This window comes from Neorhizobium alkalisoli (genome assembly GCF_002968635.1).
GTDB lineage: Bacteria > Pseudomonadota > Alphaproteobacteria > Rhizobiales > Rhizobiaceae > Neorhizobium > Neorhizobium alkalisoli.
Window position 1 is genome coordinate 152,402 of record NZ_PVBN01000003.1, and the last position, 13,056, is coordinate 165,457.

Annotated in this window: 13 protein-coding genes; 1 reads left to right on the top strand and 12 read right to left on the bottom strand. The window is 59.4% G+C overall.

Annotated elements, in window-relative coordinates:
- Window positions 1–114 precede the first annotated feature (114 nt).
- The 4 genes from C5L13_RS08150 to C5L13_RS08165 all read right to left on the bottom strand — a co-directional run bounded on the left by C5L13_RS08150 (window position 115) and on the right by C5L13_RS08165 (window position 3,977).
- Window positions 115–639, bottom strand: coding sequence for a hypothetical protein (locus C5L13_RS08150; RefSeq protein WP_105382786.1), 525 nt, complete (start codon window positions 637–639; stop codon window positions 115–117).
- 330 nt (window positions 640–969) lie between these two features.
- Window positions 970–1,749: an ATP-binding cassette domain-containing protein gene (locus tag C5L13_RS08155; protein WP_105382787.1), complete on the bottom strand. Its 780-nt coding sequence runs from the start codon at window positions 1,747–1,749 to the stop codon at window positions 970–972.
- A 1-nt stretch (window position 1,750) separates the two neighbouring features.
- Window positions 1,751–2,815 carry an ABC transporter permease gene (locus tag C5L13_RS08160; protein WP_105382788.1) on the bottom strand — a complete coding sequence of 355 codons (1,065 nt, stop codon included), beginning with the start codon at window positions 2,813–2,815 and terminating at the stop codon, window positions 1,751–1,753.
- Between the two features lie 136 nt (window positions 2,816–2,951).
- Window positions 2,952–3,977: a sugar ABC transporter substrate-binding protein gene (locus tag C5L13_RS08165; RefSeq protein ID WP_105382789.1), complete on the bottom strand. Its 1,026-nt coding sequence runs from the start codon at window positions 3,975–3,977 to the stop codon at window positions 2,952–2,954.
- A 304-nt stretch (window positions 3,978–4,281) separates the two neighbouring features.
- Between C5L13_RS08165 and C5L13_RS08170 the strand changes: the two genes are divergently transcribed.
- The gene (locus C5L13_RS08170; RefSeq protein ID WP_105383117.1) at window positions 4,282–5,523 is read left to right on the top strand and encodes an ROK family transcriptional regulator; all 1,242 of its coding nucleotides are present in this window, start codon (window positions 4,282–4,284) and stop codon (window positions 5,521–5,523) included.
- Window positions 5,524–5,550: 27 nt separating this feature from the next.
- Here the strand turns inward: C5L13_RS08170 and uxuA are convergent, their stop codons facing one another.
- The 8 genes from uxuA to C5L13_RS08210 all read right to left on the bottom strand — a co-directional run bounded on the left by uxuA (window position 5,551) and on the right by C5L13_RS08210 (window position 12,929).
- The gene (uxuA, locus tag C5L13_RS08175) at window positions 5,551–6,747 is read right to left on the bottom strand and encodes a mannonate dehydratase (protein WP_105382790.1); all 1,197 of its coding nucleotides are present in this window, start codon (window positions 6,745–6,747) and stop codon (window positions 5,551–5,553) included.
- Between the two features lie 24 nt (window positions 6,748–6,771).
- Window positions 6,772–7,815, bottom strand: coding sequence for an L-idonate 5-dehydrogenase (locus C5L13_RS08180; RefSeq protein WP_105382791.1), 1,044 nt, complete (start codon window positions 7,813–7,815; stop codon window positions 6,772–6,774).
- A gap of 9 nt (window positions 7,816–7,824) precedes the next feature.
- Window positions 7,825–9,237: a TRAP transporter large permease gene (locus tag C5L13_RS08185; RefSeq protein WP_105382792.1), complete on the bottom strand. Its 1,413-nt coding sequence runs from the start codon at window positions 9,235–9,237 to the stop codon at window positions 7,825–7,827.
- Window positions 9,238–9,242: 5 nt separating this feature from the next.
- Window positions 9,243–9,815 (bottom strand): TRAP transporter small permease, encoded by a 573-nt coding sequence (locus tag C5L13_RS08190; protein WP_105382793.1) that lies wholly within the window; start codon window positions 9,813–9,815, stop codon window positions 9,243–9,245.
- Between the two features lie 63 nt (window positions 9,816–9,878).
- A complete protein-coding gene (locus tag C5L13_RS08195; protein WP_105382794.1) occupies window positions 9,879–10,853 on the bottom strand; it encodes a sialic acid TRAP transporter substrate-binding protein SiaP in 975 nt (324 codons plus the stop codon).
- Window positions 10,854–10,875: 22 nt separating this feature from the next.
- The gene (locus C5L13_RS08200) at window positions 10,876–11,634 is read right to left on the bottom strand and encodes a FadR/GntR family transcriptional regulator (RefSeq protein ID WP_105382795.1); all 759 of its coding nucleotides are present in this window, start codon (window positions 11,632–11,634) and stop codon (window positions 10,876–10,878) included.
- 146 nt (window positions 11,635–11,780) lie between these two features.
- Entirely contained in the window at window positions 11,781–12,089 is a 309-nt protein-coding gene (locus tag C5L13_RS08205) for a WGR domain-containing protein (RefSeq protein ID WP_105383118.1), read from the bottom strand.
- A gap of 84 nt (window positions 12,090–12,173) precedes the next feature.
- Window positions 12,174–12,929 (bottom strand): IclR family transcriptional regulator, encoded by a 756-nt coding sequence (locus C5L13_RS08210; RefSeq protein ID WP_105383119.1) that lies wholly within the window; start codon window positions 12,927–12,929, stop codon window positions 12,174–12,176.
- Between the last annotated feature and the right edge of the window lie 127 nt (window positions 12,930–13,056).

The following is a 13,056-nucleotide window of genomic DNA, read 5'->3' on the forward strand; positions in this document are numbered from 1 at the left end:
ATCGGGCAAATGCAAATATTTTTCTCACCGCCGCGGAAGCTTTCCTCGGTGGTGCAGCCCACTCTCTATCGGCCCCGCCGGTCCGTTCCCTTTACCGCGGGATGGGGAAACCATTCACCGGGTAATGCCCCACAGATAACCAAGCAGCGCAGCCAGGCCGACCGATGAGAAGGGACGATCGCGGACGCGTGCTTCGACATTTTGGCGTAAAGACGAGACCCCCGCTTTGGCGAGACGACCGGACGCGCTGGTGACTTCAAGGAGTGTCTCTTGCATCCGCGCGACCTCAGTTCGCATGGCCCTTAGCTCCTCGTGCGCCCACACGCTGGAATTGCCGGCTTCGCGGGTTTCGATAGCCTCTAGAGCTTCGTCAACCAGGGGTGCCTCCGCAAGAAGGAGATCTTTGCTTGTGCGGCTTGCTTCGGCTGACGCGTCGCGTTTCTGTTTCTTGTCCATCGCTTGGGAGATGACAGGTGCCCCTCCTGCAGCAGTGCTGGTGATCGCCGAAACGGGGTCTGAGGCGGGGAAGGTGTCTTCAAGTGCTTTCTCGAGTTCGCCCTTTTGCCCGAGTTCGCGCTGTTTTGCTTGTTCCTTTTTCATCGATTCAACGGCGGGGGAAATCCTGGTGTCGTCTGGCATGGCACTCTCCTTCGTTGCCATCTAAATCCGCGTCGCCGGTTGTGGTTCCGTCCTTGTTACGGCGAGACCGGAAAACCTGAAATTCCCGACCGTGGCGTAAGATCGAGGATGATGGTGGGTGTCCTAGGGAGGTAAGGCGCTCTCGGAGGCATTGTCGCGCCAAGCTGTCGACCGTTGGCTATGGCAACCTGCTCAGACAAAATTGGAGATCAGTCCTGATCGAAAGACATTCGGCCTCCTGCCCGACACGACGAGTCGGGAAGGAGGCCGAAATGGGTCTGAACTTTTATAGGGAAGATCGAAGACGCAGGTTTTGGATCTCGCTTGCCGTCAGGCCGCGACGGGCTGCGCCGGTGCCTTGGCGCCTGTCATGAAGGCCACCGCATCCGACATCGTGTATTCCTTCGGATCGATGACTGTCAGCCGTTTGCCGAGGCGATGGATATGGATGCGATCGGCGACTTCGAAGACATGCGGCATGTTGTGCGAAATCAGCACGATCGGCAAACCTCTCGCCCGAACGTCGAGGATGAGTTCGAGAACCTTGCGGCTTTCCTTCACCCCAAGCGCAGCTGTCGGCTCGTCCATGATGACGACCTTGGAGCCGAAGGCCGCGGCCCGGGCGACGGCAACACCTTGCCGCTGACCGCCCGACAGGGTTTCGACCGCCTGATTGATGTTCTGGATCGTCATCAATCCCAGTTCGGAAAGTTTGTCGCGCGCCCGCTTTTCCATTGCCGGGCGATCGAGCATGCGAAACCAGCTGCCGAGCACGCCCGGTTTGCGGATTTCGCGGCCGAGGAACATGTTGTCGGCAATCGAAAGGGCCGGGGACAGCGCGAGGTTCTGGTAGACCGTCTCGATGCCCGCTTCGCGCGCTTCCATGGGCGACCTGAACTGAACTTGCTTGCCGTCCAGCCTGATTTCCCCTTCATCGGGGGTAACCGCGCCCGATATGGCTTTGATCAGCGATGACTTTCCGGCGCCGTTGTCGCCGATGACGGCAAGGATTTCGCCCGGATAGAGATCGAAATCGGCGTAGTCCAGAGCGGTGACCCGCCCGTAACGCTTGACGAGGCCGCGAGCCGAAAGAATGGGTTCGATTGCCATGTTACACCGACACCTTTCTGATCCACTGATCGACCGCAACGGCCGCGATGATGAGAACACCGGTCAAAAGAACTTTCCATTGAGGATCTGCGCCGAGCATGTTGAGACCCATCGAAACGACCCCGACGATCATCGCGCCAAACAAGGTGCCGAGGATGGAGCCCCGGCCACCGAAGAGCGAGATGCCGCCGATCACAGTCGCGGTGATCGCCTGAAGGTTATAGTCGGTGACTGCTGCCGAAGGCGAAATCGATCCGTTGCGGCCGATCGAGACCCATGCCGCAAAGGCCGCGATCACGCCGGAGATCGTATAGACTGCGAGCAGGACCCGCTTGGTCTGAATGCCGGAGAGCTTTGCTGCTTCGGGATCATCGCCAACGGCGTAGACATGCCTGCCCCAAGCCGTGTGATTGAGAATGTACCAGAGCACCAGAACAAGCAGGACCATAGCAATGACGCCGAGCGTCAAAACGGCAGTGCCAAGCCTGAAACTGATGGCGAAGAAATGCAGCAGGGGCGCCTGGGCGTCGACGTCGGCATCGCGAATGGTCTCGTTTGCCGAGTAAATGAAGTTCGTCGCCATGACGATGCTCCAGGTACCGAGCGTCACGATGAACGGCGGCAGCTTCATGAAGGCGACGAGGAAGCCGTTGAGCATGCCACAAAGACCGCCGACACCCATTCCGATCCCGATAGCGATTGGAGTGGGAATGCCGTAGGTGATAGCGCAGTTGCCCATGATGACGGCCGAAATGACCATGATGACGCCGATCGACAGATCGATGCCGGCGGTCAGGATGACGAGCGTCTGCGCAGCACCGAGAATACCGACGATCGCGATCTGCTGCAGGATAAGCGTCAGCGTATAGGACGAGAAGAAACGCCCACCGATCGCAACGCCGAAAATGATGATCGCCAGCACCAGGACGATCAGCGGCACTGCCGCCGGCGTCGAATGCAGAAAGTGCTGTGCTCGTTTGAGAAACGAAATTTCGCTGTGCTCGAAAGAGGCGACGTTCTTGTCGCTCTCATCAAGAACTCGTTCGAATTCCTGTGCTTCGGTCATGTTTCCTCCTCGGCCTACGCGCCTGGCGCGCAGAAGCTCTACCCCTCACCCCGCTCTTCCGTCGGTCGGGTAACGGCCATCGTCGGTTCAAAGCGGCCGGGGATCAAACCCCGGCCGGTTGCCTATTCAGCGCGGGTCAGCCCCAGCACTTGGCCGTGCCTTCCTTGGTGTCGATCGACTTGACACCAGACACTGGCTTGTCGGTCACCAGCGAAACGCCGGTATCGAAGAAGGACTTGCCTTCGGTCGGCTTCGGCTTTTCCTTGGTGTCGGCGAACTTCTTGATCGCTTCGATGCCGAGGGACGCCATGAGCAGCGGATACTGCTGCGAGGTGGCGCCGATGACGCCTTCCTTGACGGACTTGACGCCGGGGCATCCGCCGTCGACGGAGACGATCAGGACGTTCTTTTCCATCCCGACTGCCTTGAGCGCCTGATAGGCACCAACTGCCGCCGGTTCATTGATCGTGTGGATGACGTTGATGCTCGGATCCTTCTGAAGAAGGTTTTCCATGGCCTTGCGGCCGCCTTCTTCGTTGCCGTTGGTCACGTCATGACCGACCACGCGGGGATCGTTCTCGTCGCCGATCTTGTTCGGATCCTTGGGGTCGATGCCGAAGCCGATCATGAAGCCCTGGTCGCGCAATACGTCGACGGTCGGCTGCGACGGCGTCAGGTCCAGGAAGCCCACTTTCGCATCCTTGGCCTTGTCGCCAAGCGTTTCCTTGGCCCACTGGCCAATGAGTTTGCCGGCAAGCAGGTTGTCGGTTGCAAACGTCGCGTCGGCAGCATTGGCAGGGTCGAGCGGCGTGTCGAGTGCAATCACGAGCAGGCCTGCGTCCCGCGCCTTCTTGACCGAGGAGACGATGCCCTTGGTATCGGAGGCGGTGATCAGAATGCCCTTGGCGCCGTCGGCGATGCAGCTTTCGATAGCAGCGACCTGGCTTTCGCTGTCGCCATCGATCTTGCCCGCATAGGACTTCAAGGTCACGCCGAGTTCTTTGGCCTTGGCGGTCGCACCTTCCTTCATCTTGACGAAGAAGGGGTTGGTGTCGGTCTTGGTGATCAGGCAGGCGGAAACATCAGCCGCATGCGCAGGTGCAGAAAAGGCAACGCCAAGGGCAAGTGCGCCGAATGCGGTGGAAAGTACAGATTTCTTCATGGTCTCCTCCCAGAGTTAACGCTGTCCGTCACGCGGACCGATGAACGGCGCAGGTGCCAAATTTAACAGGTGTCTCCTCCAGCCCGTCCTGCACTCTTACATCGACAATTAAGAACAAATAAAAAGCGGCTGTCAATAATTAATTCCGATTGAATTATTTATCTGCCGTGCGATAGTTTGCGCGGAGGAGCTTCACGGCCAGGGAATTCCAAGAGTGCGACAACCAGAGATTTTGATCACTGTCGGGAAGACATTTCGAAATTGAGGCAAGCCCGCGATGGCCGATGATCTGGGAGGAAAGCCGATGACGGTTTCAGAGGGCGCGGGGCACGCCCAAGCGCTGCCGGGTAACCTTACCGGTGGCGCCAACCAGGTGCGTGTCAGGGCCTATAACGAAAGGCTGGTTCTTTCACTGGTGCGTCTGAACGGCTCCATGTCGAAAGCCGATATCACCAGACGGAGTGGGCTGTCTGCACAGACCGTTTCCGTGATCATGCGATCGCTGGAGAAGGACGGGCTTCTTTTGCGCGGAGAGCCGGTACGCGGCCGGGTCGGTCAGCCCTCGGTGCCGATGCGGCTTAACCCGGATGCCGTCTATTCGTTTGGGGTCAAGATCGGCCGCCGCAGTGCGGATCTGGTGCTGATGGACTTCATGGGCAAGATAAGGCGTCAGTATCATGAGACCTACGCCTATCCACAGCCTGCGAAAATCCTGGAAATCATCATCTCCGGAATCGAGCGTCTCGAATCGGAGATGGACGATGCAGAGCGCGGCCGCATCGCCGGCATTGGCGTCGCCGCGCCATTCGAGCTTTGGAACTGGGCGGACGAGGTAGGTGCTCCGGCTGGGGCGATGGAAGTCTGGCGTAGTTTCGATCTGCAGGGCGAAATTGCTCACCGTGTGCGGCACGCCGTTTATCTTCAGAACGATGCGACAAGCGCTTGTGGTGCCGAACTCGTTTTTGGCGTTGGCCCGGCCTATCCGGATTTCGTCTATTTTTTTATCGGATCGTTTATTGGCGGCGGGATCGTTCTCAATTCAGCGATCTTCTCCGGCCGCACCGGAACGGCGGGTGCGGTCGGTCCATTGCCGGTTCGCGGCAAGGGAGGCGAGACGCGGCAGCTGCTTGATATTGCCTCCATCTTCGTCCTGGAAAACCTGTTGCACGAACGGGGCATCGATCCGCAGCCGCTCTGGTATTCTGCAGACGGCTGGATCGATTTTGGGGAGCCTCTGGATCTCTGGATTCAGCAGACGGCGGATGCGCTGGCCCAGGCGATCATCGCGGCAGCCTCGATCATCGATTTCGGCGCAGCGGTAATCGATGGCGGATTCCCCGACTGGGTCCGCAAGCGGATCGTCAGCGCCACCATCGATGCGGTTGGCAGACTGGACCTGCAGGGCGTGATCATTCCTGATATCGTCGCAGGCAAGGTCGGTTCGCAGGCAAGAGCGATCGGCGGCGCCAGCCTGCCGATCTTTGCCAAATATCTCACCGATCAGAGCGTCTTGTTCAAGGAAGTCAGCGGCGCACCGCCCCTATAAATCTGCTTGCCGGCGCCGGGTGCAGGATCACGCGAGCCCATATGTGCTGTGGGACAGCGCGCGCTCGATACCGCGCAGCTCCGCAAGCCCTTTCAGCCGTCCGATTGCCGGATAGCCTGGTTGCGCACCGCGCTTGAGATCGTCGAGAATTTCCTGCCCGTGGTCCGGACGCATCGGGATCTGATGATCCGGGCGCCCTTGCGCCTTGCGGCGCTTCTCTTCGGCGAGCAGTTCAGCGATGACCGCGACCATGTCCGTATCGCCTTCAAGATGCTCGTCTTCGAAAAACGAGCAGGGTGTGCCTTCCTCTTCACGATGAACGTTGCGCAGGTGGACGAAATGGATGCGCGGGGCGAGGCGTTTGACCATTCCCGGCAGGTCGTTGGAGGCGCGCGCGCCGAGCGAACCCGTGCAGAAAGTAACGCCATTTGCCGGGCTATCCACGGCATTTAGCATATGAAGGTAATCCTCTTCGCTGGAGAGAATACGCGGCAACCCAAGCAATGCCCACGGCGGATCGTCCGGATGAGCGCAGATGTTGATGCCGACACTTTCGGCCACCGGCGTGACTTCCGACAGGAAGTCGATGAGATGCCGCTGTAGTTTTTCGCGCGTGATACCGGAGTAGGTCTGCAAAAGTTCGAGCAGTTGCGGCAGCGTATAACCGTCCGCGGAGCCGGGAAGTCCTGCGCCGATGTTCTTCGAAAGCCCGGTGCGTCGCTCGTCGGACATTTCGGCAAATCGGCTTGCTGCCTTTTCCCGAATCGCCTCCGCGTAATCTTCGGCGGCGCCGGGTCGCTTAAGGAGATGAATGTCGAAGGCGACAAAGTCGATGAGATCGAAACGCATCGCCTTGGCGCCATGGCGGGCCGTCCATCGCAAATCCGTGCGGGTCCAGTCGAGCACCGGCATGAAGTTGTAGCAAACGGTGCGGATGCCCGAGGCCGACAAACGCCGGAGTGTTTCTTGCCAATTTGCGAGATGACTGCGCCAGTCGCCGGTTTGGGTCTTGATGCTTTCGGAGACAGGCACACTCTCCACCACATCCCAGATCAGGCCGCCGGCCTTGATCTCCTTGTGACGCCTGACGATCTCGTCGATCGGCCAGACTTCGCCGGTCGGGATATGATGAAGTGCGCTGACAATCCCTTGTGCTCCGGCCTGAGCGGCGTCCTGTACGCTTACCTTGTCGATCGGGCCGAACCACCGCCACGTATGTCTCATCAAAATATCCTCAAACGGGCCTTTTCAGGCGAGAAATGTCAGTTGCACCTTGCAGGCTGCGGAACGATCTCCCGCCTGCTCGAAGGCGGCAAGCGCTTCGCTAATCGGGAAAGTGTGGGAGATGATCGGTCGCACATCGATCCTGCGGCTGGAGATGAGATCGACGGCAACCGAAAATTCCCTGTCGAACCGTTGGGAGCCGATCCAGCGCAACTCTTTGCCGACCAGCGCATTGAGCGGAACAGCCGTATCACCGGTAACACCCACCTGAACGATCAGTCCGCGAGGCCTGACCGTGGCGATTGCACTGCGAATCGCCGGCGCCGCGGCCGAGCATTCGAAGGCAACGTCGAACTGTCCCCTGTCCTTTTCATACAGGGCGAGTTCCGCTGTGTTTTTCACGGCGTTGATGGCACTGCTGGCGCCCATGGCAGACGCCCGCTCCAGGGCCGCATCCATGAGGTCGGTGACGACGATCTCTGCGGCGCCGGCATGGCGCGCCGCGGCAACGACCAGTGCGCCGATTGGCCCTGCACCGGTAACGAGCACTCTTTTCCCGGACAACTCCCCCGCCTGGGTGACCGCATGCAGGCAGACCGCGAGCGGTTCGGCGCAGGCAGCCTCGCCGGCGCTGACTGCCTCGCCTGCCGGATGGCATTGGATTGCCGGCACCACCAGATAGTCGCGGAACATGCCTTGTGCATGGGGAAGACGCATGGCGCTCCCCATGAATTGCATGTCGAGGCAGTGGATAGGCAATCCCTCCCTGCAGAAGCGGCAATGGCCGCAAGGTTGGCTGGGATTGACCGAAACCAACTGGCCGATCCGAAAGTCGGAAACACCTGGTCCCAAGGTTTCCACATGCCCTGCCGCCTCGTGCCCGGGAATGATCGGCTCGCGCACCCGGACGGGACCGAAACCGCCGTCCTGGTAGTAGTGGAGGTCGGAGCCGCAGATGCCGCCCGCCGCCATCCTCAACACGATCTCGCCTTCGCGAGGGGTCGGCACCGGTCCCTCCTCGATCCGCAGGTCTCGCGCTCCGTATAGCCGTGCGAAACGTGTCCGCATGTCAGCTCCTCAATCGCCCCGGATGAGGCCGAATTCCGTCGGCAGCCAGAGCGTGATCGCCGGAACGAAGGTGATCAGGATGAGTGCAATGAACAACGGCACCAGCCAAGGCAGGATCGCCATCGTCGTACGCTCCACCGACAACTTTGCAACGCGCGACAGCACGAAAAGCACCATGCCAAGCGGGGGATGAAGGAGCCCGATCATCAGGTTGAGCGTCATGATCAGGCCGAAGTGCACCGGATCGATGTCGAACTGCAATACCAGAGGCAGCAGGATAGGCACCAGAATGGTGATCGCCGCAATCGTATCCAGGAAGCAGCCGACGAAGAGCATAAGAAGATTGACGAGGATCAGGAAAACCCACTTGTTGTCGGTGATCGTCAGGATCGCACCCGAAAGCATCTGGGCTGCTTGGCTGACGGTCAGGAGCCAGGCGAAGATCGATGCGGCCGTGACAATGAACAGAACCGAGGCGGTCGTCTCGATGGTGTCGAACGTGGCGCGGGCCAACGTGGACATCGTCATGGTTCGATAGCGCACGAGGCCGAGGAAAAGCGACCAGAGAACCGCTGCAACGGCCGCTTCTGTCGGCGTAAACCAGCCCATGGTCATGCCGCCGATCAGGATGACCGGCGTCATCAGTGCCAGAACGGCCGAGAAGTCGAAGTACCAGTCGATGGCAAGCAGCACCACCAGCGCGATGCCGACAGCGAGATTGATGGAGACGCCCGCAGACATCAGCAGGTAGATCAGCAGCGGAATAGCGAAGACGACGACGACTTCCAGGGATGCCGATCCGAGCTGGCGAAGATTGAAAGGCGTGTCCGAGCCCCAGCCCTTGATGAAGGCGAAAACCGCCACAGTAATCATCATCAGCAGGGTCATGACCACGCCGGGAACGATGCCTGCCATGAACAAGGCGCCGATCGAGACGTTCGCCATCATGCCATAGATGACGAAAGGCAGCGACGGCGGGAAGATCGGCCCGAGCGTCGCCGAGGCGGCAGTCACACCGACTGCTGCCTCGACCGGATAGCCGTGATCCTTCATCGCCTTGATTTCGATGGTGCCGATGCCGGCGGCATCGGCAAGTGCGGTGCCGGACATGCCCGAGAAGATGACGGAACCGATGATGTTGACCTGTGCCAGGCCGCCCCTCATCCAGCCGACGAGGGCAACTGCGAAGGAATAGATACGTCCGGTAACGCCTGCCGAATTCATCAGATTGCCGGCGAGGATGAAAAAGGGAACGGCGAGCAGGGGGAAACTCTCGACGCCGGCGATCATTCGCTGCGCAGCGATGATGTCCGGGGCAACACCGTAGAGAACAAGGTAGAGCACTGAGGCTACGGCCATGGAGATGGCAACAGGTACGCCCACGAGCATCAGGGCGAGGAAGGAACCAACGAGCAGCAACATGACGATTAGTCCTCGAGCTTCTGGAACATTTCAGGCCGTTCGAGAACGGAATAGCCGCGGCGCAGATTGCCGACGAAAACCTGGATGGAGCGGATGAGCATAAGGGCGAAGCCAGCCATGACGCTGTAAAAGACGATGTTTCGGGGCAGGTCGATCGTCACCATGCGTTCATGGGCGACAATCTCGACATAGCGCCACATCAGCCAGCAGGCATAGGCGAAGAAGGCGATACGGACGAGATCGACAAAGATCGATAGCGCCCGCGCCAATGGGCCAGGCAGATAGTGATAAAGCACGTCCACCTGAATATGGCGCGAGACCCGCACACACATCGCCGATCCGAGAAAGACGACGCCGATCAGACAATTGATCGCGATCTCCTCGGTCCAGGCATAGGAGTCGTTGAGGACGTAGCGGGTGAAGAACTGCAGGAAAACGCAGCCCGTCATCAACCAGAAGACTATGAGCGTCAGCCAATCTTCAAAGCCGTAATCGGAGACATGCGCCGTCGGCGCGGTATCTTCAAAGGTATGGGCGATCTCTTCCGGGGTAATCTGGCTATGGATTTCTTTTGACATCGTGACATCCGGCAATGGCGGGAGAGGGCCGGCCCCCGTTGAGGGACCGGCGGTGTCGCACGATTACTTAATGGCGCGGATGGCTTCCCAATCGGCTTTCTTGTAGCCGAAGTCTTCCATCTTGGCCTTTTCCATCACGGTCTTTTCGAAATCGGCCTTGTCGATTTCCGTGACCGCTACGCCCATACCCTTGAACTTTGCGACCAGAGCCTTTTCGCGCTCGTCGATGATCTTGGTGCCGCGTTCCGCAGCCTCCGCCATGACTTCGGAAAAGATCTTCTTGTCTTCGTCAGACAGGCTCGCCCACCTGCTCTTGGAAACGACCGTATTGAGATGGTCGACGATGTGGCCCGTCAGAACGATGTTCTTCTGCACCTCGTAGAACTTCTTGGCCTCGATGGTCGTCAGCGGATTTTCCTGAGCCTCCACCGTGCCGTTCTGAAGCGCGAGATAGACTTCCGCGAACGCGATCGGCGTCGTGTTGGCGCCACAGGCGCGTGGCATGGCAAGATAGGCTGGAACATCCGGAACACGGATCTTCAGCCCCTTCATGTCAGCGCATTTGGCAATCGGCTTGTTCGACGTGGTGTGGCGCGTCCCATAGTAGGTGACGGCGGTGATGTGGTTGCCGGAAGCCTTTTCGTATCCCTCGGCCAGACGCTTGAAGACGTCGCTCTTGGTATAGGCGATCAGATGGCTGGGATCGCGGAAGATATAGGGGAAATAGGTGACGCCGATCGGCGGGTATTCGCGGGCCGCGAAACTGGAGCCGGAGATGATCATGTCGACCGTGCCGAGCTTGAGGCCCTGGTTGATGTCGGCTTCCTTGCCCAGCTGCGAGGCCGGGAAGACTTCGACCTTATAGCGGCCGTTGGTTCGCTTGTTGATCTCTGCAGCTGCCCAGACGGATTCCGTATGGAAAGGCTCAGAGGTCTCGTAGACATGCGCCCATTTCAGCACCGTCTGTGCCTGCGCGGTCAAAGCCGACGCCATAATGGCGGCGGTGGCACCTAAGATTGCCGTCAGTTTGAACTTCATCTTTTCATCCTCCCAGTTGAAGTCAAATGATGTTGGTATGCTGGCGCGCGGCGGCTGGCCCCCGCTTGGCAGAAGAGATCTTGTCCTGCTCCTCCGCAAAACTCTGCGACAATCTCTGCTGCGATAGTTCAAGATGGTTTCGCATGGCGGCGCGGGCGCCTTCGGGATCGCCGGCTGCGATCGCATTTCGGACCGCCCGGTGTTCTTCGAGCGCGCTACGCCACGTGTCGCGGTTCTCGAAATAACCCGCGAGCTTTTCAAAATAGGGCGTCATCCGCATGTCGTGGATTTCACCCACGAACCGCTCCAGCGTTGCGTTCGAGATGATGGCCGCCACGGCAGTATGGAAGCCGCGGTCCAAGGCAAGAGCGGCCGGCCGGTCGTCCAATGCCTCGGACATCGCACGCAGATTTTGATCGAGGGTGGCAATGTGGTCAGGCCGCGCCGCGCGTGCTGCTTCCTCTGCAATGGCGCATTCGACGATTGAGCGTGCCCGTAGCAGCTCGAAGGGGCCTTCGATATTTTCGGGCGGGACCGTGTTGGGCTGGACCTGTCGGCGGCAGATATACACGCCCGAACCCATGCGGATGTTCACGAAGCCTTCTACTTCCAGCACAATCAGCGCTTCGCGAACCGTCGGGCGTGAAACGCGCAACATTTCCGCGAGCTCCCGCTCGGCGGGCAGCCGTTCTCCCACTGCAAACTCGCCCCGCTCGATAAGCGAGCGCATCTGATCCGCCGCCTGCCTGTAGAGGCGGCGCGGTGCAATGACCGAAAACATTCGGGTCCTCCCTCGACGCCCGAGCTCCTCCGTGCGTCACTGGTCAACTGGCCTTACCAGTCAATCAGGGGTTATATACCCGGCACGCAAAATGTCAACGGTATGCACTGAACAGTACGAGAAGGGCTTCTGGAAAAATTCAGGTGTCAGGTCACGGATGGCTCCCCCGAAGCTCGTCGTTCTCCAGCCATCGACATCCGCTCTGAGTTTGTCTTTGATGTCATTGGTTCGTAGCCGCGCTTCAGCTTCCGGCGTAAGACAAGGGCAAGCTGACGCTCTGCCTCAAGACGCGAGCCGAAAAGCTGGATACAAAAACGCCCCTTGGTGCCGATGCGGCCCCAATTGCGCGTCAGAGCAGCGCCGTCGAAGAGGTCGGCATCGACGTTCAGTGCATAAAAGCGGTACATGTTGCGCGAGGCGTCGCAACGGGTCAGCAACAGGGGTTCGTCAGTCATGGGGACAGAATCGCAACTGGCGATTCCGTCGTCCAACGACTTCATTGAATCGATCACGGTGGATCGATTCATGATCTTGATGGATCAGGGCAGGAGAGGGCTCAGGGAGCGGGCGATGCTTTTGAGGGGGACAAGGAAGCGCCCGGCCAGCTCGGTTGCTGCAACGCTTGCCGCCGGAGCGCCGATGTTCAGCGCGGCGACGACACGGCCGCGATCGTTCTCGAGCGGCACAGCGATGGAGCAGAGGCCGAGTTCCAATTCCTGATCAATCACCGCAAAACCTTGCGCCCTCACGCGGGCGATTTCCTCCATCAGCTGATCCGGATCAGTCTTGGTATTGGGCGTGAAGGCCTTGAGCGTGGTTCGACCGAGCAGCGCGCGGGCTTCTTCATCGGCCAGTGCCGCGAGCAATACTCGCCCCATCGAGGCGCAATAAGCCGGAAGGCGGCTGCCTGGCATCAGATTGATCGACATGACGCGCTGTTGTGAAGCCCGCGCGATATAGACCACCTCCGTTCCGTCCAGGACGCTCGCCGAAGCGCTCTGATGGACTTCCTCCGCCAGCCTGTCCAGAAAGGGCTGTATGATTTGGGGCAGGGGGGTCGCGGAAAGATAGGCATGACCCAGCCTCAGGATCTTGGGCGTCAACGCAAAGAATTTCCCGTCGTAGTCTGCGTAGCCGAGTTCGGCGAGCGTCAGCAGACAACGCCTGGCGGTTGCCCGGTCGAGCCCCGTCAGTTTCGACACTTCCGCGATCGAAAGACGCGGTTTTGTTTGGCCAAAAGCCTCGATCACGCGCAGGCCTTTCGCAAAGCCGCCGATAAAATCCGTTTCCCGCATGATTGAATCCCCTGCCATGCCTCCCTTTTCCATTTAACGCATTATTTTTCGCTGTCACAGATTGCCTTGAAAGCACTTCAAAACCGCAGCGACCAGTGCAATCTGCCTTTTGAGAGCTTTTATAGGG